Raw genomic sequence first — 22,903 nt, forward strand, 5'->3', positions numbered from 1 at the left:
CAATCCTGCCCCAGAGCCGGAGAATCCAAGCCCTGTTAGCCCTGCACCAGAACCGGAGAATCCAGGCCCTGCTAACCCTGTTCCAGAGCCAGTAAATCCAGGCCCTGTCAGCCCTGTTCCTGACCAGCCTGGTAATTCCGAGCCTGGCAGCGTCAACAATGGGAATAACAACGACAACGTGTCTGATGTAAGCGACTTGGCCGATAAGGGTTCGGGTAATGGAATTAACGAGCTGGACGATGCTCCGAAAACCGGGGACAACAGCGTATCGCCATTCTTCTATCTGGCTCTGGCGCTGATGTCCTTGATGACGATCGTGCTCTGTCTACTCGGTAACAAGAAGAAAGCGCACATCCAGTAGACCGGAAAGGCGGTAAGAAAATGAGCAAAACCAAAAAAATTCTTATCGCCGTTTCTTTCCTTGTATTGGTATTTTCGCTCGTCAATTTTTTCGCGAGCTCTCTTGCGGGATTATGTGGAGCAGCAGAAAATCGAAGAGCTGGCAACTGCTTGGGAGGAAGGGTCGGACAAAGGCGGAGGGGCTGCATCCCCCTCCGTTTTGTTCAATAAGGCGAATGAGCCGATCATGCTTCCCGAATTTCGAGAGCTTTACGAGAGGAACTCGGACATCGTCGGCTGGCTGAAGATGGACGGCACCCGAATTGAGTACCCGGTCATGCAGAATCCACAGGATGCGGATTACTATCTCAATCATGATTTCGATAAAAAGGAGAACAAAGGCGGCCTCCCCTTTTTGGACGCGCATAGCCGGACCAACGGTTCGGACATTTTGCTGATTCATGGCCATCACATGAAAAGCGGCTGGATGTTCAAAGATTTAATGAAGTACAAGAACGAAAGCTTTTACAAAGAGCATGCTGCGTTCCGGTTCAGCACGCTTTACGAACAGGAAGAGTATGAGATTGTTGCCGTCATTCTGTCACAAGTTTATCGCAAATCGGACGACGTTTTTAAATACTACCAGATTGAGAATGTAAGTACGCCCGCCGAGTTCGATTCGTATGTTCAGAACATCAAAAAACTCGCTCTATATGACACGGGCGTATCAGCCCGGTATGGCGACAAGCTTATTGTACTGTCCACGTGCGAGTACTCGACCGAAAACGGTCGGTTAGCGGTGGTCGCCCGAAAGCGTTCATGACGATGTTGAACCAGGAAATCAAGTTGTTTTATATCGCGTTCTCCCCTTGGAGGACGCGATTTTTTTAGGCTTCTTTTGATCCAGTTTAGGAGGCACCCGTTTAGATGGCCCTTATTTTTCGCCGATAGAGCCGTTAAGCTGAACCATATCACAAGTAACGGCGAAAAATATTGTTGTAAGTATAGAGATGAAGTCATGTAGTACTTGTGGAATGGTTGTTTTAGAGTTCAAGTGAAATTTTTAATTCGCCATATTTTCGCCCTGTTCCTGCTCAGCTAAATCAATGATAATTGAATTAATAAGTCTACATATGGCACAAGCCAATTCGAAATAATTAAGGGCGGGGAAGTAAAGTGGGGAAAAATTATACAATCTTGAATATGACTCGTATGTAACAGAGATTAACATTCATGGGTATAGATTTTACAGGGTCAATGATTACTGAAGAGAAGGCCGTTCAATTGCATCATTTGCTAAAGATATATTCAGAGGTTTCGATTTAGCCTAACGGTGGATCTCATCAAATAACTGCGCTTGAGTAAGGGGAAAGCCTCATTATTGCGGAAAGTGAAGAAACAAACAAATCTATCATCATTTAATAAAGAGATAATTGATGTGATTGATTACAGGTAATATAAAGTTCTCCTTGAAGTAATAATAAATGACGGAAAGCACGAACTTTCATTTAAAATGATCTGTGTTTTATTGAGAAAACGGTCCACGTAACTAATAACGATAACTGAATAGCCACAAGTTGAGATCACATAGATCAATTTAGACCTGGAGGACATAGGCAATGAATCAAATCGGAAGAATGATACAAACATTAAAGGTAATGGAAGAGGGTTTGGAAGTTAACCTAATGTTTTTCGATATTTCGATCATCTACAACTTTGATGATCTACTCTACTTCATTGTCGGAAATGATGAAGTGGAGGAACTTGGTGATTGTATTTGGATTCAAGTTGATAAAGAGCTTATTAAAGAGCAGTTAGAAGATTCGATTCAGCTAAAACAAGAATTGGGCAAGCAAAAGGACAGAGTTATTATTTCTGACAAACCACTTTTTTCTGGCCTTGATATACTTGCAAGAGTTAAAAGCTTTGTGGTTCCAACGAAAGAAGGTACAAAAAATATTAAGGGTTTCGAAGCTTTAACAGTTAATAGAAGTAAGGAAAGTGATAAGTGGAAGAGAGGTAACATGACCGTAGTTACGGACGATATTAGCTACATCGAGATAAATGATCGTTTGCGCCAGAGGATATCATCTGCATTGTTACCATATGCGGATACACCAGTGTTCAGTTATTTGCAGGACAAGATTACGAGACAATTTGTTGGTGTAGATGAGGAAAGACTGTTCATAATAGAATGTGAAAATTGTTCTAAGCTTGATGTGTATCATATTGTAGAACTAGTTAATAATATCTGCGATCCAAATCTATGCCGTCGCTGTGGTAAGACAAGATTTAATTCTTTGATGAATGTACCATTTAGTGAAACTATGTTGATTTATGCTTATTCACAATTAAGTTCATTGATGATTGATTATGTGCATGTTGAAAAAAAACCTCCAGAAAATTTATTAGCGGATGTTTTGCAATTTACAAGATTAGATCATAGAGTAGAGACGGGAGTGGCGCTTGAATATTTGCGGAATGTTCTGAAACCTATAATTCAGTCGAATAGGCTTGCTCTAATGAGAAAATTAAAAGATGCAACCAACAAGGCAAAACGTCATGTTACACAATTTAGTAAATTACTAATGGATATTGACAAAATGACTACATTGCAAAGTCTTCAATCGACAACGGATATAGCTCAAGTATACAAAGATATTGAATCCACCTTTGATCAGAAAATAGTGGGGTTCTATTTCCCACATCCGTTGATAAAGAACGATAATGCCGATCCTATTAATATTGAAGATGTATACAGACAAAAATTCACGAACGTAATTAATTTATATAAGGACTTATTTGATTTGACAGGTGATCATTTGCTTCTCTCTAATTTAGGGAAAATTATAAAAGGAGAACCTTTTAATCCTGATTACGTAACAAAAGAATTGTACGGAAAAGCACTTGTTGATAAAACAATAAAAAATGTAAAACGAACCGAACTGGAATTAATTGTAAAAGACACGTATGACTCTAAAATGAGAAATGCCATTGCACATCCAAGTAGGTTTGTTGATCCTGTTACCGGGGAAGTAACAGTATTTGATCGAGGCGAAGTGATTTACAAGATAGGTTGGAAAGAATTCTTGTCGGCAGTGGAAAAATTAGTGGATTTACATATGGAGCTAAATGGTGTTCGATATAGATTGGGTATGGAAAAAGATAAAAATTTCCTAGCGACAGGTGGAATACTGTCTTTTGAACCCGAAATATATGAAACTGAGAATGGGCAGCCAGTCCCTCACATAATAATAAATCAACTCTATTATTTCAAAGATTTCTCCCCAGTAGTGACTTGGTGGGCGGACAATCTAAAAGTCGAAATAATCATGCATGAAGGTGAACCGGGTATACGGTTCTCAATAAATAGAACAGAATCTTACTTTGGACCTTCACCCGCCATTCGGGAAAGCACATATGGACTTTCCGTACATGTCAAGGAATGGATGGGGATGGCTATAGAACAAAGAGAAGTACAAGTTACTCATAGATACTGTCACTATCCAGTGGACATTACTGAAAGAATAGACGAATTTAATTGGATACCAATCAACATTCCTGTAGATTCTTTGCATACTGAACTGGAATATTTCATTCAAATTATGAATAGCAGTGGTACTATTACGTTCAGTGCTGAAATGATAGAGCAGATGAAAAGATCAATAGTTCCTAAATAATTCATATGCATAGTAATTGAGTCTAAACGGCAGCCAGAGAGTGTCTCAAATGTAGCTTCTTTTAAAAAAGGGTAGTCAGAAAAATCAAAAAACGGACCGGGGAAAGGGAATGATCCTTATCCGGTCCGTTGATTTTTAATCCATTTAATACTTCTTCATCAGATTGTGGGTAAGTTAAAGCGCGATAGAAAGACAATGATATGTAGTTCATAATGTATCTATAAAAAGTTCCATCACAATCCGAAACAAAGAACGCTAAGTTTCCATAATGTTAGAGATTTAAATTGCAAGGTATTTCAATTGGATCAGGATAACAGGCTATAGATATCGTTTTTTGTTATGTACTTTGTTGTAACTCCCTTTTTGTAAGTGCTAAAATCAGCAGATTTAAGCTTATTTATAAGGATATCACGTATTGTTTGATCGCTCGGTCGAACAATTAGAACGCTATCAGATGATAAAAATTTCTCTTCATCCGTCTCAATTAGTGCAAATTCGCCGATTGACTTTCCAACCCTATTAACTACAATGTCACCGGCCTTTACATATTGCAATTTTGAGGTGTTTTGCTCTAAATATCTCATCTTTTCGAATCGAAGAGATCCATTAAATATTGTTCCAGTGTGTATGACAGGGAGGCCTGGGCCTTCTTTTTTCAATTGGTTACTTGAAATATTATTCCTTATTATTGAAATATCATTTGAGATTTTAGTACTACTGATGTCAGTCAATTGCCATAGTCCGTCTAGAATTTTTTTTCGTGAGATAGAACCTACTTTTTTAGTTATGTAATTTTGGTTCCCATCAATTGCCAGATACACTGTAGTATGTTTTTTTGAAGCCGATTTTTTTAATAGAACGAGAGCTGTTCTTATGTTTTCAGCTCCAAATGCATCATCTGGTAAATAAATAATTTTATCTAGATGATAGGTATCAGCAAAATAACGCCTAAGGCTTACTTGGTTTTCAGCATTCAGTAAACTGATAGGAACAACGGACGCGAGGGTTCCATCAGGTTTAACCAATAATGAATTAAAAAGCATCATCGTACTTTCCAAACGGTTGAATACGTTCCCATTCAATCCATGATTTGGGAACAATTTCTGGATAATGGTTTTTATCTCTAATGGCAACTTTTCAACCTCAAATGGAGGGTTAGCCAGTACCAGATCGAACAATTTGTTTTTTTGAAAGCACTCAAATGAATATAACCTTCCATCTTGTACTAAACCTTGATCATTGCTTTTTTGAATATCGACACCTACTAATTCTAGGCCGGGCCATTTTTTTTTGCTTCGTTTAATAAGTTCCACGAACCTGCACATATATCGATGGCTTGTGTTGGAGTTTCAATATTGCATTGGTTAATTAGAAGCCGAGCTACTTTTATAGGAGTGTAGTACTTTGTATAATTTCTCACCATGTTCGATCTCCTGAAAATACCTCTTCTTTAAATATATTTTCATGGTGTATCCACGAATTTTTCCAATCCCTTTACTTCTATTTCCAGACACCCTTGGATGGTCATACATAATTCGAACATTTGAGTGTTTAATTGCAAATAAAACTGTTGCTAGAGTATGGGGTTTTGTTCCTAAGGGAGCTACGATAATTTGATTACTTTCTTGACGTAATTCATAGTGCTTGTCTAATAAAGATAATGCGTGAAAAGGATCCCATGCTGTAACTCTACGAATTTCAGTCAATATGTCAGCTGTTTTGAGTGTTTGTAAGTTTTGATAAATCCCAACCATGTGCCACCCAGCTGTAAATGATGGCATAGGTAATATAGGAATAATATCCACAGGACCATCGGTTACAATATGCTCGAATAATTCTTGAAATCTACCGCCTTCAAAGCCGATGAAGACAACTAGTAAAGGTTCCTTTTCTTCCTCAGGTAATCTCAGGAATCCAGGGATAGCACTAATAGGCGAATGCTCCTCACTTAACTGGAATTCCGACATTAATCCAATATCCTGTTCTTGTTTTAGGTATTCGTCTGGTTGTACATATACAATAGAAAAGTCATCAAAATTTTCATCATGAAAGGACTTCATTAGAAGAAATAAAACTTCAGTCGGAATCGAAGTCATATCTAACACGATGTTAATTCCTTGTTGAATAATAAATTCTACTAAAAGATCAGATTTCATTACCGGATCTTCCTCATCAAGTAGGTCAGGTTCGTTGTCAAGGTTATCAAATGTGAGCATTATTTTTGAATTCTCTAAATCATATGTAATAGACACGACAGGAGAATCTGCTGTTAGCTGATTTTGAAAATAAAGGCATCTCTCGTCCTCATGTCTTCCCTTTATCAAAAACACCTTGTTAGTCAACAACTCAGATATTCTTTTACTATGGAGTATCCGCCATGAGGCCATTTCATTCAATTGCAACTTAATCTCTCCTCATAGAGCTTTAGTAACCGTTATCAAATAAATCAATTTGAACAATTTCTGAAACATTAAATTTTTCATTTTTTAAGTACTTGCTAAGTATTTTTGAAGTTTCAGCGCGTTTTTCTTCATCGGTTCCTAGTATTAATTTTTCGAAAATATTTGATTTAATTTCAAGCTTATGCATTTTTCTATAAGATAAATAATAATATGGACAATAAATGCGATTAAAGAGATAGTCAGTTCCTTTAACTTCTACCTCGCTCCTTAATTTTGTGGCTGGAACCTCTTGTAATATCGAGTACATTAAAGCGCCACGCATCATATTTTTTGCCTCGTAAGAGATATCACCAATTATTGCAAAATGATTTCGTTCAGGTTGACTTTGTCTGTTATCCTTATTTAACTGCTCAAAGATTCGCCCAATATGATTTGCAAATGAAGATAACTTAGCCCCAGATGGATAAGCTGAAATCTCGAATACTTTTCCTTCACTAACATGATATGCTGCTTCCGATTGGTCTTCATGACTAAAGGCTTTAGGATCTTTAACGCAGAATCCATTATCTATACTGAGTTCCCATGCTCTCGAAAATAAACTTACAAAATTACGCATTATTTTCGAAGATAATAAAACATATGTGTTAAAACCTGAATAAAGTTTCTTCTGTTTATATTCTCTGCAAAGTAAAAATAACGTACCTGTACGGCAATGGCGGTATGATTCAAGATATTTTTTGGTTGTTTTAGTATCTCATTCGCTATTTGTTGAGGAGACTTATCACGGTCTAAAAGAACTAAATGAAATCTGGTCTTGAGGGGATCATTTATATCTATTAATATTTCTTTCAACTCTTGTTGTTCAATGGAATTAGTTGTTGCTGCGTTTATCTTTTCAATAATTTTATCTATGAAGTCTGATTTTTTAGAACTCCGTTTCAGTACTCTTCGAGCCTCATCTTCAGGCGACATCTCTGGCAGTAAATTACGGATGTCCTGAAAATCTATGTTTTCAATTTTATTAAGGATCAGACTTTTTTTGAATGCTTTAATAATTAGATCCTCGTAATCTTCATTTGAGAAGTCGGTTTGGTAATTAATCATGTCAAAATCAGCAATCTTTTCAAGGTTTTCTGAAGGTGTTAGTGTTTCTTGTGTCCACCATCCCCCAGGTCGCATTGCAATTTTAAATATCACAGGAGGTTGATTAGCTTTAATTAATGTATTAATAATTTTTTGTTGTTCCTGATTTAAATTTTCATACTCATCAATAAGAATATACCATGTTTTATTTTGGAAGGATTTATGTTCGCTTAACGTTTGACAGCATTCAAAGATAAGCGTACCATTATTAGTTAATTCAGGAACCTCCCTTTTTTTTGGATTGTTTATATAACGAACAAGTTCATCCATGTTAAATTGTATGTTTTGATACATATCTTTTATTGTCTTAATTTTGGTTGTGTTTTGTCCTAGTAAATTGACATATCGTTGAACAAGTTCCTCCATGTCAATTTCATTAATAATATTTTTATCAATAATAGTGATTACTGTTTTGACTACCTCTTGTAATGCCCGTAAATTAAAATAATGTGCAAAAAGTGCATTCCAAGATTCTTCATCTATTCCTCTACCTTTAAACCCGGACACAATATTTGTATCCGCTCTTATATAACAACCCAAATAGTGATCAGTAGACCAAAAGATTTGAGATTGGTTCACAGATTTGTTTATAACCTTGTATTTAAAAGCCATCGACTTAAGAAGCATCGTCTTTCCTGTACCCCTACCACCAACGAGAACAGCTGCTTTATTATTTAATAATCTTGTATAAAATGATTCTGCAGGCATTGCAAAATAATCAAATACTCGGTTTCCTAATTCCTCTGCCCTCGTAGCGAAAATTGCCTTTGATTCCATATTAAACATCCTCCCCTCTATACCTAATTAGTGAAGTCCAGCCGTTTGGGCTTGCATAATAAAATGGGCTGGTGTTATCGGGTGTTCCGTGTTCAAATGTAACGGACCAAGCATTAGTCCCATGACCAGTGAGTGGGATTCTGTAGTTTTGTTGCATTTTTTGTAGAAATCTTTGTCCTTCATCAAAACGCTTTTCCCCCCAAAAAAGCGAACTCAACACGTCATGCTTTCCCGTCAGCACTTCACCAGCAATAACGATGCAACCCAATTCCTCTTCAACATCTTGGAGGGTTTGGGCAGGAGTCACTGCAACGCATATGGTAACTGGTATTTCGGGGAAGTTTTCTTCCAGGTACCGCTTCAAGCTAGTTTCTTTACCGTCTAAATCTATTGTATCTTTGAACGCACTTTTAGCTTGTTCTCCGCTTCCCATCATATCGTCCACAAAAATAATTCCTTTAATATTACCTCTCCTTTTTAACTTGTAGATTAACTGTTCATATGAATTGCACAGCTCATCCTCTGCGATTAATCCTTGATCTCTGAGCATTCTTGAGATCAAGTAACCACTAGCAGCTGGACTATCTATAAACAGTGGGCATACTAACGTGTTTCTTTTTGTGTCATTCATTAATGAATTCCATTCCAATTTTGTATAGCTTTGGTCCAACGTTTCAGTTTGGTTCAATATAAATCCTTTTATTGAATTTGCAATACAATAAGAGATCATTGATAAGATATCCTTTTTACTGTAATACACTAATTGTTGCGCGAGATAGATTGCATAATACAATTCATGTTCCGTTTCAAATTGCTTTTGCCATGTTCGGAATCTATCAACGGTTAAGTTCCCCCATAGTCTATATTTAATTAAAGTAATTATTCTATCAATTATTCTTTCTACATTTTTTTGCTTTTGGTTTTCATCTGGAATCTCCACTAAAAATTCTTCCTTTCATTACAAAATAAAACATACGTCTACATTATACAATAAACTTTTTAAAGTGATGCAAAGAAAGGTTGCTCTAAGTAGGAACTTTTTATTATTGAATCAATTATGAATATGACAATTGTATTAGGATATCGTTTGGGTTGACCAAACGATAAGTTAAGCTGATTATAGATGTTGCAGAAGACAGAAATATGTATTGGTTGCGCAGTTAGACGATTTATCGTTTGTGATACTTTCCTTTCTGTAAATAGAGCGCTGTTTATCTGCTTAATATCAACAATAATAGCATTTCTACGCTTCTTCGCATTTTCGTCAGCACTAAAATGACGAAACCACTCTCTTTACTCAAATTCGAGCATTCGCTTGCCTCAAATCATTTACACGACACAAGTGGGTTTACTGAATATGCCTATGTTTCAAAATCACAGAATATAGAAAGTTTGAATTCGTCTAGGGTATATAGGAACATTGAAAATATCCCCAACGCTCTATAACATGGACATATCCTAAATAAAAGTTTAGTTAAAAAGAGTGTTGACTGGTGTTATCCTTTATGAAGGAACAGCTGAAAGGAGCTGTGGCGGACAAAATCGTGCATTCTCATACATCGCTTGAGAAGTGCCTGGAAGTCATCCGGCAGATGGACGGCTTCGCACGCAGTCAGATCACTATTCAGCATATAGATAACATAATGATCGGCGGCGGTCGTCACGAGTTCATCGTTACAGTGGAGACAAGGAATGCGATTCACAACCTTCTCAGCTCACCGGAGGAAGAAGACTAGTTTGTTGAGATTACAGTGGGCGGCCAAGCCTGTAAATTTCCTCAGAAGCACACCGAAAGCCTTGAGCTTTTAGAATCTGTACTCCAGCAATTATTAACAGATAAATCTACCGAACTGGACTGGGAAATTATCGAAAAATAATGGCATAAGTTAAGAGGTATAATAAGTGACGGCAATGGTTCGCCGTTATGACCGTTAAGGTAATGTATCATAGTAGGACGACGCAAAGATTATTCATGGTGAAAGGCTCAAAACGTCCATTCTTAACGGCAGAAACATGGAGATCATTATGATTCTGCTGATAATTGCGACGATTTTTTGGTGAGGATATTCACACTTGCGTATCATTAGGGAAAAAAAGCATCACCTGACAATAGACCTGTTTCAAGCTACATACTTAGTATCCCTGATACATCTCGCATCACCTATGGGGAGGCTCATCTTTTAAATCAAAAATCGATTTAAAACGATCTGAGGCCCCTAATTTTGAGACTATTAAGGCAAATTTTAAACCCCCTGCAAAAAAACAGGGGGTTTCTCGACAGCCTGAGAACTCTCCGAATTCGGAGAGTTCTTTTCATTGAGTACCGATCCACTTATCCACTTCATGAATAACCTCAAAAACGCAGTCATGTCGACGGGGCTTCACATGACGCTGAAGACTCTGATTTTGTCCTTTCCGCAAGCTTCATAATCGACTCAATGTCTTGATCCGTTAATTGGTCAAGGAAATGTTTGCGTATTGCCTTGGAGACTATGGGACGGGCATCATCCAATGCCGATTTTCCGGCGGGTGTGATGACGACTTGAACACCACGATCCGTGTCTAATGGTTTCCTCATCACAAGTCCGCGTTTTTCCATTCGCGTCAGATGATGGGACAATCGACTCTTATCCCAGTTCATCGAGTCGGCCAATTCCTGTTGGCGAAGGCTTCCGTTCCCCAAAAGGTCTAACCGATCCAATACCCCATAATCACCCTCTGATAGTCCTGTATGCTCAGACATCTCTTTGATTACCCGACCGAAAATGCTCTGAAAGGAGCCTTTCCACATATGCCATATTCGCATTTCCTCTTCGTTCAGCTCGTTCTTATCCATAGAAACATCATAGCATGGTTGACGCGTCAACTACAATGTGTTATCGTTGCTATGGTTGATACATCAACCTGTAAATTCGTTTTACATCAGGATACTGCTTGACCGCTTCTTCCCGGCAACGGTTGGGCCAAACTTTCTCCAAGAAAGGAACATTTATTATGGAAATCAACATTAGTGTATCTGCTCCGGTCATTTCGGCGAAACCGGTAGTTCTATCGGCCCCTGGGCGCGGCGAGGATCTGCAAATGCGAGTGTCTGCGCCCGCGGTAGGAAGTGAATTGCCTATTATTGTGTTTTCTCACGGCTTTGGCTGGTCGCTGGACGGCTACGGCCCATTGGCTGACTACTGGGCTGCTCACGGCTTCGTGGTCATTCAACCCACTCATCTCGACTCGAGGACGCTGAACCTTCCTCCTGAAGATCCCCGTACGCCACGGATCTGGCGTTTCCGAGTCGAGGACCTGAAGCGCATCCTCGATCAGCTTGATGTTATCGAGGCTTCCGTTCCCGGTCTTAGTGGGCGCCTCGATCGGAATCGCATCGCCGCTGCCGGACACTCCTGGGGAGGCCAGACGGTGAGCATGCTGCTCGGCGCGCGAGTCCTCGATCACAACGGCGAGCCGGGAGAGGATATGTCCGACTCGCGCATCAAGGCGGGCGTGCTGCTTGCCACGACTGGCAAGGGTGGAGCTGACTTGAGTCCGTTCGCAGCTGAGCACTTTCCCTTCATGAATCCGAGTTTCGCGGAGATGAACACGCCGACCCTCGTGGTGGCGGGGGACCATGACCAGTCCAGACTGTCCACTCGGGGGCCGGACTGGTTCACCGACCCGTACTTCCTGAGCCCGGGCAGCAAGAGCCTGCTCACTCTCTTCGGGGCAGAGCACTCGCTCGGCGGGATCTCCGGTTATAGCGTCGCGGAGACGACGGATGAGAGCCCCGAACGAGTTGCCTTGATCCAGCGGCTCACGTTGGCCTACCTTCGCACCACGCTCGACCTTGAAGATTCCAGCTGGCCGGCAGCTTGTGCAGCTCTGGAAGAGAGCGCCATCCCGCTGGGGCGTATTGAGTCCAAGTAAGGGAAGTAGAAAATGAGATAGACAACCTTTGCTAACACCGGGAATTAGCAAAGGCTGTTTCTATTCTGGAGAATTGTTACAAGCTTGGACTATTTAAAATTAGGACGTCCAAAAATTCTGGCAGAGCGTCACGATTTCCCTTGAACCTTACGTAACGTAATGTTTTACAATAGAGCTACCGGTACATAGCTAGCGCCAAAGAGTGGAGATGGTTCATGAAAAGACACTGGAAGGTCGGGGATCTCGCCAAGCTGACGGGGCTTACCGTCCGAACCCTGCGGTTTTATGATCAAATCGGGTTGTTCTCTCCGTCGGGGCAAACGGAATCCGGCCACAGGCTGTACAATGAATCGGATTTGTCGCGTTTGCACCAGATATTATCGCTTAAGGAGCTGGGATTATCTCTGGAGGAGATTAAATCGGCCTTAAATGGCGGGCAGATCAGTCCGCTGGAGATCGTGGAACTGCAGATCGACCAAATCAAAGAACAGATTAAACTGCAGCAGAAACTATTGGAGCAGCTAAGATATGTATCCAAGCTTATGCAGGGCAAGGCGGAATTAACGGTTGAAGATTTTACGGGCCTTCTGCAGGCGATGAAGATGAGATTTGAGAAACCGGTCATTGAGCGGCAAACGAGTTGGGAGCGACATTTGGATCTGTTGGGAGATTTTCTTGCCGAAGAGAATGGAATTTCGAAACATAAGGAGGAAAATGAATGAACGAACGATTCGTCAAGCATGGAACCTTCGTCGTAGAACGGGTTTATGCCGCTACACCGGAGCGGGTGTATCAAGCATGGGCCGACCCGATTGCCAAAGCCAAGTGGTTTTCGAAGCCGGAGATCTTGGATTTCCAGGTTGGGGGACGGGAGTACAGCCGCGGCGGGCCGCCGGAAGGGCCGCTCTTTACCTTCGATGCCAGCTACCAGGAGCTTGTTCCAGAGCAGCGTATTGTCTATACGTACACACTGGATTCAGGGGATGTACGCATCTCCGTCTCGATCACAACGGTCGAGCTTATCAAGGTGGAGGGCGGTACGAAATTGATTTATACAGAGCAAGGCGCATTCTTTGACGGACATGATACGCCAGAAATACGGGAACACGGGACAAATATCATGTTGGACACACTGGGCAAGGTAGTAGAAGTGGAGGTAGGAACATGACCATAGGCATAGGTGAGAATGAACTCATCGCTTCGCGCGACTACGATGTCCCGCAGGAGCTTGTGTATCGGGCATGGACAACCCCTGGTTTATTAGCAAAGTGGTGGGGGCCCAAAGGCTTCGATAATACGTTTCACGAGTGCGATATGAGGCCGGGAGGTACGTGGAAGTTCACCATGCACGGACCGGATGGCGTGGATTATCCTAACCATAATGTCTTTGTTGAGTTCGTGCCGACGGAGCGGGTCGTGATTGATCATCTAAACGTTCACGAATTTCGGGTGACGGCTACCTTCGAGGTCTTCGATGGTCGGACCAGAGTCACCTTCCGTCAACGTTTCAAGAAAAAAGAGGATTTTGAAAAAGCTAAGCCTATCTGCATAGAAGCGAATGAACAGCAGCTTGACCGACTTGGCAAGGTGCTGGCGGAATGGGTCGACTAGCTTTGTAATTTGATATCGGCATTGACCCGAAATGACTGCTGCCTAGGTGTGATGACTCTAAAATGGTCGCCGTTCACGATCCCTGTCGGGGAATCGGACGGCGATTTTTGTTTTAGCAATTTCCAAAAACCGGGAGGATAGTAGGTAGACTCAGGAATAATGATCACTATAATGGAAATAAGGTACACACACCTGGATGTCGAACCATGACGCTAATGACCTTTATTTATGTAAGGCAGGGAGGTCAAACCGTGGGAAGAAGTTTCGCGAATTTGCATATCAAGTCGAGCCATTTTGATAAGACGATTGAAGCGTTAAAAGCGCTGAGCGAAGGTTCCGGCGGCAAGTCGTCCAATTCAAACCAAGCGGTTTCGGATGATGCCCAGTCAGAACAAACACAAGAAACCGTAATGTACATAAGCAGCAATGAGAGCTGGATCAGCGTACTTCACGATTATTTTGTATGGGGTACGGTGAAGAAGGCCGGCAAAGCATTGTCCCGGCTTATCGAGGAGCCCGTGATGACGGTCGGATTCATCAATGATGAAATATTTGAGTTGTCGATTTTTGAGAAAGGGGACCTCCAAGCCGAAAGAATCTTTTGTCACCCGTTGGTGCGGGATGAATATGGACTCCAGGAACAACGTCTTCAGGATTACCTGCGTGTAGCGTTGGATATCCGAGAGGAAGCTTTTGACGACTTCATTCGGTTGACGAGTCCGGCACAGGCCGTTGATAAGCTATCGGAACTCGTAGGCATGTCTTTATGGAGTGATTTCGAGTGGCTGCCGTATGAAGAAGAACTGAAAGACCGATCTAAAAAATATGAGTTTGCATGAGCTGTGTATAGCTCTGGCTCGTACCCTTACATTTAAGACCGATAAACATTAAGCCATGACCATAGGCTGCATAAAATAACGCGGGAACTGGCAACGGCCAGTTCCTTTCTTTATTGTTCGCCGACCTGAAAATTCAGGTGAAAAGTAGGTAGACTCAGGACGAACGATCTCTATAATGGAATAAGAAACATATGTTGCGAGGGGAAAAGGTGAGACGATTTGAAAGCAAATCGGATGGAAGCATTCAGCGATGGCGTGTTGGCCATTATTATTACGATCATGGTGCTGGAATTCAAAGTGCCGGAAGGTCATGACTGGCATTCGCTATTCGAATTAGGCCCAAAACTAGTTAGTTATATTTTCAGTTTCGTCTATGTCGGCATCTACTGGAACAATCACCATCATCTGCTGCATATGGTTCGAACGATGAACGGGCGGTTGATGTGGCTCAACTTGCTGCTCTTATTCTGGCTATCCCTTGTGCCGTTCACGACAGCATGGATGGGAGAAAGCCATTTTGCACCTACACCGACGGCGCTGTACGGTATCATTCTATTCCTAGCTGCGCTCTCGTACTGGCTGCTTCAGCGCATGATCATGAACCAGCATTCCGGCGATTCCTCATTCGTTGGAGCGATGGGCAAAGATCGGAAGGGAAAACTCTCCCCTTTACTCTACTTGACGGCGGCCTTGACCGCCTATGTGAGTGTTTGGATATCCGGCTTCTTTTTCGTACTTGTTGCCGTAATCTGGTTCATGCCGGATAAGCGAATCGAGCATGCCCTGAGAAGCCACTAAGAAAAGCTCTTCGATTCTCGCATGCGGGCGGGCTTCGAAGAGCTTTTTTACGGATGACCGAGTCAGCATCAAGTTGGAAATAGACTGTATGAATGAGGAAGGAGCTGCCACGGCGTGCTCCTTTTTATTTTTCTCTTAGCCAATTCATCCGCGATCAGCGTGTATATTTTTTGTATAGATAGAGTTGCTAAATTAATGTATTAGCGGGAAGTCGGTTAGTGCCCGTTATCAAGGATTCATTCAAAGATTGATCTACAAAATTTAGAAGGCTATTAAATGATATGAATGCACCTGCTTTATTTCACGGTGGAGGTCGACAACTTTAATGATGATAAAACAAACGGTAACGGACGAATTAATCGTCAAAGCGATGGAGCGGAATCTGGCTATGATCCGTTTTACCATGGATCGAAATGTGGCCTATGTAAATGAGGTGTTCGCCAAGACGATGGGATATTCGGTCGAGGAAATACGGAAAATGCAGCATCGGGACTTTTGCTTTGACTCCTTTGCTAATTCACCCGACTACGAGCAGTTCTGGGACTTGCTTTGGTCCGGGCAAAGCTTTCAGGACAAGGTTGAACGGAAGAATGCCCGCGGTGAAACGGTATGGCTGGAGGCTACCTACATCCCGGTATATGACGAGCATGACTCCGAAGTCATCGGTGTCTCCAAAATCGCAACGGATATTACGGAGCGCCAATTCAGCCTCGCCTCCGTGGTTAAGGCATTGGAGGGGACCTCTCAAATCTTAGGCCAGCGGGCAGAAGTCGGCATCCGAAGGAGCCGGGAGCTTCTACATAGTGTAGATCGAATTGCTGAGGTTTCGGAGGAGAATACCCTTACGCTTAAGGGCCTGCAGGAGCAGGCCAAGTCGATCCAGGGAATTGTGCAGACGATCCGTGACATTGCCTCTCAGACTAACCTCCTCTCCCTAAATGCAGCCATCGAGGCAGCCCATGCGGGTCCGCATGGCAGAGGGTTTGAGGTCGTAGCAACAGAGGTACGCAAGCTGTCGAGTGAGGTATCGGAGTCCATCACCAAAGTGCAGGGCACCATTAGCGGCATCACCAAGGAAATATTCGAGATTTCAGACGGAATCAGCCGCATCCAGTCATCTATCGTGGAGGGTCAGCAACAGATTCGCGTGACTATGGAAGATTTCGACAGCATTGTTGCTCTTGCTCAAAAGCTGGACGATCAAGCGCGTAGTGTTACTGAAAACATGTAGCATACCACTTAACGACAGTGATCTATATATTTTGGTAGAAAGACCGGGCTCACTGGCTCGGTCTTTTCGTGCTCATGTTACAAGCCCCTAACCTGTACAGTTTTTGTACAGAACGGAATGATACAATTCGCGAAGGGTGTGAAACCCTAAGGTCCAGATGTATTTTGGTATACAGGTTTACTCCTGAGTAAATGGAGGTTGGGCGGTTTGAAATGGCGCACCGGACGTAAAGTCTTGTGGATAGGGCTTGTTATGTTATTAAGCACGGCAATAGGAATCGGGGGATGTTGGATTCAAGCCAAAGGGGACACTTCAACGAAGCGGTTCATTACGATGAATATGATCAACCCGAATGGCACGCTGGCCACCTATTTACAGGAAGCCCAGTCGGTTAATCCTGAATTGGCAGCAGGAAGAGAGGCGCTCTCCGAATCTCTTGGGTTTTGGATGGAGGCGGCGCTGGAAAGTCGTGATCTTATGGCATTTGAGAAGAGTTATGACATATTAACCCGCTATTTTATCGCGGACCGACATTATATTGCGTGGAAACTCAATCCTGAAGGCAAGGCCCAAGTCAGCACGAACGCACTCGGCGACGATTTGCGGATTATCGGGGCTCTGCTGGAAGGTACTCGGATATGGAAGGGCCATTCCGAATGGACGGAGACGGCCATGGAGCTTACGGAAACCTTGTTAAGCAAATCCCAAAAAAACGGGTATCTGGTGGATTTCTACGATTTCTCCAGGCAGGAAATGCCCGATACGCTGAGTCTGCCCTATGTGGATCTCAAAGCACTACAAGGACTACTGCGAGAAGGACTACTGGATGAAGATATATATGATCGATATTACTCCCTTCTCCAGGAAATGCCGGATGACGGCGTGTTCTATCCCAAGTCCTATCATGTGGTGACCGGGGAGTATACATACGATGCCAATGTGAATTTAATCGATCAGCTGCTAGTCGCTTTGCATGCCGGGGAAACGAAAAGGGGTGAAGAGCCGCTGCTGAAATTTCTGAAGCAGGAGTTTAAGCGGACGGGGAAGATAGCCGGACAGTATCGCCGGGGCGATCGCAAGGCCGTGGTGAATTATGAGTCTTCTTCGGTCTATGGGCTCACCATGATGTATGCGCTGCAATGTGATGATATGCCATTTGCGGCAAAGCTGTACAAACGCATGCAGACCCTCAAGGGAAAAGATGCCCGTTATCCCGGAGGATATGTATTCGGTAAAAACACACATATTTTTGATAACTTGCTTCCTTTATTAGGGGAATATGCATTTGCTCGAGGTGGACATGAAAAATAAAAGATTGACCCAGCGCATGGTTTGGGGGTACATACTGCTCATCGGTTTGGCGCTTCTGCAGGAGCTGCTGGTCTATATTAACGTCTATAGAGACTCATCATTTACGCTGCTTGAGCTGGGATTCAGCATCGGATGCCTCGTGGCGCTGCTGCTAGGTTTCTTGGTCCCTTCCGGAGTCTCGGTCGTCGGTATTTTTGTTTATATCGTTGCTTATTTTGTATGGCTTACGACGTATGCTGAGGTCGATGTACTGTCCATCTCCTGGCTGTGGGTGCTGCCAGCCAATGTAGCTGCCGCTGTCTTTATCAAATCCGGGCTGATTCGTAATAAACGGCTGATTGAGCGGCTGGAGGAGCTGCGTCGGAAGAATCCCGAGGTAGATCTGGCTACCTCGTTAGGCAATAAGGAAGCCTTTAAGGAAACGCTGGTCAAGCAGTCGAATCTGGCTAACCGATATGCGAATACATATACCTTTTGCCTGGCCATGTTTAAAATTGAATTTCTGCCGATGGTACGGGAATCCCTTGGTTCACAAGGCTACGCTCAACTGCTAGCTTCCTTATCGGAAGGGATACGAAATCATATTCGTTACGAGGACTACAAGTTCGGCCTTGACGAGGGGAGATTTATCGTGCTGCTACCGATGACGAACCAGGAGTATTTAAAGGCATTGACAGACCGGATCAAACACGCGCTGATGGATATGCCGTTTCAAGACCGTGCAGGCGGAGAGCTGAAGCTGGTGATCCGCGCAGGTGCGCTGGTGTTTGCTAAGGAGCAGTTCAGTAAATATGAAGATGCGGATGCTGTTATTGCCGCACTCGAACGCAATACGGAAACGGATTTGATCGGGGAATATATATAGATTTTATTTAGTTCGGTAGGAGGAGAACGAGATGTCTTATACGGAATGGTTTGTTCCGCTATGCAAGATCGTCAGCCTGATGTTTGCCCTTGCGGTGCTGGGGTTGTTCATTGCAACGATGGCACTTCGCGTTCGTGTACATCGAAAATATGACCGGAGGAAGATCCGTGGCTGACATATTATTAATGTTTTGTATTATCAGCATTTGGGCTGCCGTGTTCGAGTCGATCCTGATTATGGGGGGAGCGGTTCGTTATATTTTCAGGCAGAGCCGCAGGGTATGGACTATCCCCGATGTGGATAACATGGAGCACTTCCCTAAGGTAACCGTCATGGTGCCTGCGCATAATGAAGAATTGGTTATTGCGGCAACGGCGGATAATATTTTGCGGCTGAACTACCCCAAGGATAAAGTGCAGCTTATTGTCATTGCCGATAACTGCAGCGATGATACCGCCGGAAGGTTGAAGGCTTTAAAGAGCAAAGAGGCATATCGTGACCGGGATTTTATGATCTTTGAACGTACGGGAACAGGCGGCAAGTCCGGAGCGCTTAACGATGCGCTGGCGTATGCCAAGAACGAGTGGATATGTATTTTTGACGCGGATGCGGCACCGGAACGGAACGCATTGTACTTCTTGATCGAAAAAGCAATGGAGGACCCCGAAACCTACGGAGCGGTATTTGGACGAAATAAAGCCAGAAACCGCGGGCAGAATTTCCTCTCCAAATGCATTAACCTCGAGCTGGTTACCGCACAGCGGATCTACCATACCGGCTTGTGGGAACTGTTCAAGCTGGGGACGATTCCAGGAACGAATTTTATTGTAAAAACGGAGCTGATGCGCGAGATTGGCGGCTGGGATACGGAGGCCATCACAGAAGACACGGCCATCTCGTTCGAGATTATGACAAGGGGACAGCTCATCGCCCTGGCACCCCAGGCGGAAGCTTATCAGCAGGAACCGGAACAACTCAGCGTGTACTTGAAGCAGCGGGAGCGATGGGCCAAGGGAAATTTTTCGGTCGTGATTGATAACATCCATCATTTGTTTAACCGGTCAAGCTGGCGGATCAAGCTGCAAGTGCTGTACTTCGCGGCGAGTTACTTCTGGTTTTTGCTATCCATTATCGTGTCGGATATCATCATCGTCGTGAACTTGCTTTACTGGGCAATTGCCCTGTTTAATCCGGATGTGGTTTCACCGTTCCAATTTGCCGATGATGTATACGTCTATCTGATGGTAGCCTGGGGATTGATGTATTACTTATTCGTGCTGCAGATCAATCTGGCGCTGGCAACCGACGTGGGGCAAAGCACGATTCAAAACTTTATACTGTCCTGCCTATCGTATTTCACGTATGCGCAGCTGTTTCTGCTGATCTCTCTGCGAGCGCTCTATTCGTTTGTCGTAGACAAAGTAACAGGGAGAAAAGCCAAGTGGTACAAAACGCAGCGATTCGGATAAGGGAGTCGTTCTGGGTTCGGAAGAGCATCGGAGAACGTGGGGTCGAAAAGGCAAGCGATTTCGGATTGACGCTATTCAAGATGTCATGGTTAAACTATCGCCAAATCATAGGAAAAGCCACTCCTATAAAGGAATGGCTTTTTTTGTTCATATACTGCCGAACGGATAGTTCGTCGCTTGCAACAAAGGGACTGTTGCTAACTACGATGACTTTTGTTCGATCCTGGCTTTGCTATTCATCGGCATAAATAATGTGATAACTAACGCGATGACGGCCAAAATCATCATGAAGTAGTAGGCGTCGCTTGCCCCTAAAATGGACGTAAGGGATTTAAGGAGTTCAGCAGTCGTTGTAGGATTGTTCTGCATCACATCAGTTGCATGGCTGGTCGCCTGCACGGTATAAATCGTAATCACGACGGCAGTACCAATGGCGCCGGCAATTTGGCGAACGGTATTGTTTACCGCGGTACCGTGCGTACCGAGGTGTTTAGGCAGCGCATTGAGTCCGGCCGTATTGAGCGGCATGGTAATGAAGCTTAATCCGATCCGCAGGCCAATGGTACGAAGCATCAAATACATATACGTGGTCGACTCAGATAAATCTGTTACCGCCCACATGGATGGAATAATAAACAGCAAACCAATGATGAACAGCGGCCTCGCACCGAAACGATCGTATAACCTGCCGGTGACGGGTGACATCAGCGCATTGACAACCGCACCCGGCAATAAGAGCAGTCCTGCATCGAATGCCGTAAAACCGCGACCGTCCTGCAGATAAATAGGCAGTAAAATCATGTTTGCGTACATCAACATCGTGACTAATACGTTAATAAGGGACGTTAACGTAAAGATTTTGTTTTTGAAGACAGACAGGTTCAACAGGGGATCATCGGACTTGACTTGTCGCATACAGAATATGGCCGTGACCACGATCCCGATGCCTAAGGACAGGATGACCATGGCATCGTCCCAGCCTTTACTGCCTGCACTGCTGAAGCCGTATAAAATAAAGCCGAATCCGATGGTTGATAGAAGAACGCTTCCCACATCAAGCTTTGACTTGGCCGTTTCGGAGACATTGACCAAATATTTGAATGCCAATGCGATGACCATGATGACAAGTGGGATGAGACCGATAAATAACCACCGCCAAGAGTGGTATTCGACAATAAATCCCGCGAGCGTCGGCCCAATGGCCGGAGCGAAAATCATGGCCAGTCCCAGCAGCCCCATAGCACTGCCGCGTTTTTCAACGGGAAAGATGGTGAGCACAACACTCATCATGAGGGGCATCACGATTCCTGCACCGGCTGCTTGGACCATCCGTCCTAACAAGAGCACAACAAAGCTTGGCGCCGCCGCGCAGATGACTGAACCGATCAATAAAAACGACATGGCGCTTATAAATAATTGCCGCGTGGTAAAGCGTTTCATTAAATAGGCCGTAATCGGAATCAATATCCCGTTGACCAGCATAAATCCCGTTGAAATCCATTGTACGGTGGCCGCCGTGACATCAAATACATCCATTAGATTGCTTAAGGCGACATTTAACAGCGTCTGATTGAGCGTGGATAAGAAACAACCAAGGATTAAGATGGTTAGTAATATCCCTTTATTTATGTTCTTTATGTCTTCTTGCATGGTGTTGTCCTCTCTTCATTGCTTTTTCGACACAGTGTCAATAAAATATATCTTATCAGCATTGAAGAGTGATTCCTATTTACAATTCTGCTGAAACTGTCGACTAAACGACAGTATAGGAAGATCGGTCGATGAAGTGACAAAAAAATGATAATCGAGGGATGACATGCCTGAACATAAAAAAGTGGATCCACGAGCCGTTCGCTCCAAAAAGCTGCTGAAACAGGCCGTTTTTTCACTACTGGCCGACAATCTGGAAATCTCTCAATTGACCGTCCAAAAAATCGCAACCCACGCAGAGCTAAATCGTGCCACGTTTTATTTGCATTATGAGGATATTAACGATTTGCTGCGCCAGATCGTGCATGAGATCTTTGACGACCTGTCCATGAAAGTCGAGCCGTTATTACAAGTGAAGAGCAGAAACGAACGGGAGCAGCTGATAACATTTTTAAATTATTTTTATGAATACCGTAACATTTTCGCCGTGTTGGTTGAGCATACGGGCTTCAAAACCCACTTGTCGAACCTATTGAAAAACACGATAGAACAACGCAGAGACGCCAGAAACATCCATTCCACCAGTCGGGTTGCCTCCGTTGATATTGTGGCAGCATCGCTTCTGGGAATTATTATGTGGTGGATTAAGGATGGTACCGAGCATAGCGCTGAATACATTGCGGATCAGATTACCTTGATGTATAGAAGAAAGTATGTGTAACCGATAAGGCGCAAAAAGGCGAAGCTTGGAACGTTAGAACCAACATGCATAGGGACATTGCAAATATTCCCAGTCCTCTATATCATGGACGTATCTTATGTAAAAGCCTATCAAAGGAGATAAATCCGCGGAACTGCACTGGGAAATCATCG

General features: G+C 43.3%; 20 protein-coding genes and 2 pseudogenes. 16 read left to right on the forward strand and 6 right to left on the reverse strand.

Translation table 11 applies throughout. The annotated features are described in order from the left end of the window. The first annotated feature begins 178 nt into the window (after positions 1-178). From HMPREF9412_RS32970 to HMPREF9412_RS18935, 3 genes and pseudogenes are all read left to right on the forward strand, one after another. Positions 179-361: an LPXTG cell wall anchor domain-containing protein gene (locus tag HMPREF9412_RS32970; protein ID WP_175320782.1), complete on the forward strand. Its 183-nt coding sequence runs from the start codon at positions 179-181 to the stop codon at positions 359-361. Positions 362-381: 20 nt separating this feature from the next. After that, positions 382-1,162: pseudogene (locus HMPREF9412_RS18930) on the forward strand (class B sortase). Positions 1,163-1,958: 796 nt separating this feature from the next. Further along, on the forward strand, positions 1,959-4,019 hold the full coding sequence (locus HMPREF9412_RS18935; RefSeq protein ID WP_009593306.1) for a hypothetical protein: 2,061 nt from the start codon (positions 1,959-1,961) through the stop codon (positions 4,017-4,019). A gap of 305 nt (positions 4,020-4,324) precedes the next feature. Here the strand turns inward: HMPREF9412_RS18935 and HMPREF9412_RS18940 are convergent, their stop codons facing one another. From HMPREF9412_RS18940 to HMPREF9412_RS18960, 4 genes and pseudogenes are all read right to left on the reverse strand, one after another. Beyond that, positions 4,325-5,332 (reverse strand): N-6 DNA methylase, encoded by a 1,008-nt coding sequence (locus tag HMPREF9412_RS18940; RefSeq protein WP_009593329.1) that lies wholly within the window; start codon positions 5,330-5,332, stop codon positions 4,325-4,327. Positions 5,333-5,383: 51 nt separating this feature from the next. Then, positions 5,384-6,421 carry a hypothetical protein gene (locus HMPREF9412_RS18945; RefSeq protein ID WP_009593321.1) on the reverse strand — a complete coding sequence of 346 codons (1,038 nt, stop codon included), beginning with the start codon at positions 6,419-6,421 and terminating at the stop codon, positions 5,384-5,386. Between the two features lie 22 nt (positions 6,422-6,443). Beyond that, positions 6,444-8,350 (reverse strand): annotated as a pseudogene (locus tag HMPREF9412_RS18955) (ORC-CDC6 family AAA ATPase). Next, positions 8,343-9,281 carry a phosphoribosyltransferase-like protein gene (locus tag HMPREF9412_RS18960; RefSeq protein ID WP_009593322.1) on the reverse strand — a complete coding sequence of 313 codons (939 nt, stop codon included), beginning with the start codon at positions 9,279-9,281 and terminating at the stop codon, positions 8,343-8,345. The pseudogene HMPREF9412_RS18955 and the gene HMPREF9412_RS18960 overlap by 8 nt, the downstream one beginning before the upstream one ends. Positions 9,282-9,846: 565 nt before the next feature. Here HMPREF9412_RS18960 and HMPREF9412_RS18965 point away from each other — a divergent pair. Next, complete coding sequence (locus tag HMPREF9412_RS18965; protein ID WP_139084013.1) at positions 9,847-10,077, forward strand: hypothetical protein; 231 nt, start codon at positions 9,847-9,849, stop codon at positions 10,075-10,077. 629 nt (positions 10,078-10,706) lie between these two features. Here HMPREF9412_RS18965 and HMPREF9412_RS18970 read toward each other — a convergent pair. Next, positions 10,707-11,177: a MarR family winged helix-turn-helix transcriptional regulator gene (locus tag HMPREF9412_RS18970; protein ID WP_009593309.1), complete on the reverse strand. Its 471-nt coding sequence runs from the start codon at positions 11,175-11,177 to the stop codon at positions 10,707-10,709. A gap of 158 nt (positions 11,178-11,335) precedes the next feature. Between HMPREF9412_RS18970 and HMPREF9412_RS18975 the strand changes: the two genes are divergently transcribed. From HMPREF9412_RS18975 to HMPREF9412_RS19020, 11 genes are all read left to right on the forward strand, one after another. After that, positions 11,336-12,256, forward strand: a complete 921-nt coding sequence (locus HMPREF9412_RS18975) for an alpha/beta hydrolase family protein (RefSeq protein ID WP_036672737.1) — start codon at positions 11,336-11,338, stop codon at positions 12,254-12,256. A 215-nt stretch (positions 12,257-12,471) separates the two neighbouring features. After that, positions 12,472-12,978, forward strand: coding sequence for a MerR family transcriptional regulator (locus HMPREF9412_RS18980; protein ID WP_009593307.1), 507 nt, complete (start codon positions 12,472-12,474; stop codon positions 12,976-12,978). Further along, positions 12,975-13,424: an SRPBCC family protein gene (locus HMPREF9412_RS18985; RefSeq protein ID WP_009593320.1), complete on the forward strand. Its 450-nt coding sequence runs from the start codon at positions 12,975-12,977 to the stop codon at positions 13,422-13,424. Before HMPREF9412_RS18980 ends, HMPREF9412_RS18985 begins: the two co-directional genes overlap by 4 nt. 2 nt (positions 13,425-13,426) lie before the next feature. After that, positions 13,427-13,867 carry an SRPBCC family protein gene (locus HMPREF9412_RS18990; RefSeq protein ID WP_036672739.1) on the forward strand — a complete coding sequence of 147 codons (441 nt, stop codon included), beginning with the start codon at positions 13,427-13,429 and terminating at the stop codon, positions 13,865-13,867. Positions 13,868-14,118: 251 nt separating this feature from the next. Beyond that, positions 14,119-14,706: a hypothetical protein gene (locus HMPREF9412_RS18995; RefSeq protein WP_009593319.1), complete on the forward strand. Its 588-nt coding sequence runs from the start codon at positions 14,119-14,121 to the stop codon at positions 14,704-14,706. 219 nt (positions 14,707-14,925) lie between these two features. Next, entirely contained in the window at positions 14,926-15,504 is a 579-nt protein-coding gene (locus HMPREF9412_RS19000; protein ID WP_009593330.1) for a TMEM175 family protein, read from the forward strand. 325 nt (positions 15,505-15,829) lie between these two features. Further along, positions 15,830-16,735: a methyl-accepting chemotaxis protein gene (locus HMPREF9412_RS19005; RefSeq protein WP_009593311.1), complete on the forward strand. Its 906-nt coding sequence runs from the start codon at positions 15,830-15,832 to the stop codon at positions 16,733-16,735. Positions 16,736-16,942: 207 nt separating this feature from the next. After that, positions 16,943-18,046, forward strand: a complete 1,104-nt coding sequence (locus HMPREF9412_RS19010; protein ID WP_009593325.1) for a hypothetical protein — start codon at positions 16,943-16,945, stop codon at positions 18,044-18,046. After that, complete coding sequence (locus HMPREF9412_RS19015) at positions 18,036-18,911, forward strand: GGDEF domain-containing protein (RefSeq protein WP_036672741.1); 876 nt, start codon at positions 18,036-18,038, stop codon at positions 18,909-18,911. Before HMPREF9412_RS19010 ends, HMPREF9412_RS19015 begins: the two co-directional genes overlap by 11 nt. 31 nt (positions 18,912-18,942) lie before the next feature. Then, positions 18,943-19,086 carry a hypothetical protein gene (locus HMPREF9412_RS32975; RefSeq protein WP_009593317.1) on the forward strand — a complete coding sequence of 48 codons (144 nt, stop codon included), beginning with the start codon at positions 18,943-18,945 and terminating at the stop codon, positions 19,084-19,086. Continuing rightward, complete coding sequence (locus HMPREF9412_RS19020) at positions 19,079-20,380, forward strand: glycosyltransferase family 2 protein (protein WP_009593305.1); 1,302 nt, start codon at positions 19,079-19,081, stop codon at positions 20,378-20,380. Before HMPREF9412_RS32975 ends, HMPREF9412_RS19020 begins: the two co-directional genes overlap by 8 nt. Positions 20,381-20,581: 201 nt before the next feature. Here the strand turns inward: HMPREF9412_RS19020 and HMPREF9412_RS19025 are convergent, their stop codons facing one another. After that, the gene (locus HMPREF9412_RS19025) at positions 20,582-22,030 is read right to left on the reverse strand and encodes a DHA2 family efflux MFS transporter permease subunit (RefSeq protein WP_009593315.1); all 1,449 of its coding nucleotides are present in this window, start codon (positions 22,028-22,030) and stop codon (positions 20,582-20,584) included. Between the two features lie 166 nt (positions 22,031-22,196). Here HMPREF9412_RS19025 and HMPREF9412_RS19030 point away from each other — a divergent pair, with 166 nt between their 5' ends. Further along, on the forward strand, positions 22,197-22,751 hold the full coding sequence (locus HMPREF9412_RS19030; RefSeq protein ID WP_009593331.1) for a TetR/AcrR family transcriptional regulator: 555 nt from the start codon (positions 22,197-22,199) through the stop codon (positions 22,749-22,751). The last annotated feature ends 152 nt before the right edge of the window (positions 22,752-22,903 follow it).

This window comes from Paenibacillus sp. HGF5 (assembly GCF_000204455.1).
GTDB lineage: Bacteria > Bacillota > Bacilli > Paenibacillales > Paenibacillaceae > Paenibacillus_AQ > Paenibacillus_AQ lautus_A.

What these genes read in the sequence shown, in the direction of transcription:
- HMPREF9412_RS19015 (WP_036672741.1), top strand. Translation starts at nt 18,036, where the DNA reads ATGAAAAATAAAAGATTGACCCAGCGCATGGTTTGGGGGTACATACTG.
- HMPREF9412_RS32975 (WP_009593317.1), top strand. Translation starts at nt 18,943, where the DNA reads ATGTCTTATACGGAATGGTTTGTTCCGCTATGCAAGATCGTCAGCCTG.
- HMPREF9412_RS18935 (WP_009593306.1), top strand. Translation starts at nt 1,959, where the DNA reads ATGAATCAAATCGGAAGAATGATACAAACATTAAAGGTAATGGAAGAG.
- HMPREF9412_RS18980 (WP_009593307.1), top strand. Translation starts at nt 12,472, where the DNA reads ATGAAAAGACACTGGAAGGTCGGGGATCTCGCCAAGCTGACGGGGCTT.
- HMPREF9412_RS19025 (WP_009593315.1), bottom strand. Translation starts at nt 22,030, where the DNA reads ATGCAAGAAGACATAAAGAACATAAATAAAGGGATATTACTAACCATC.
- HMPREF9412_RS19030 (WP_009593331.1), top strand. Translation starts at nt 22,197, where the DNA reads ATGCCTGAACATAAAAAAGTGGATCCACGAGCCGTTCGCTCCAAAAAG.
- HMPREF9412_RS18985 (WP_009593320.1), top strand. Translation starts at nt 12,975, where the DNA reads ATGAACGAACGATTCGTCAAGCATGGAACCTTCGTCGTAGAACGGGTT.
- HMPREF9412_RS18965 (WP_139084013.1), top strand. Translation starts at nt 9,847, where the DNA reads ATGAAGGAACAGCTGAAAGGAGCTGTGGCGGACAAAATCGTGCATTCT.
- HMPREF9412_RS18970 (WP_009593309.1), bottom strand. Translation starts at nt 11,177, where the DNA reads ATGGATAAGAACGAGCTGAACGAAGAGGAAATGCGAATATGGCATATG.
- HMPREF9412_RS19005 (WP_009593311.1), top strand. Translation starts at nt 15,830, where the DNA reads ATGATGATAAAACAAACGGTAACGGACGAATTAATCGTCAAAGCGATG.
- HMPREF9412_RS18975 (WP_036672737.1), top strand. Translation starts at nt 11,336, where the DNA reads ATGGAAATCAACATTAGTGTATCTGCTCCGGTCATTTCGGCGAAACCG.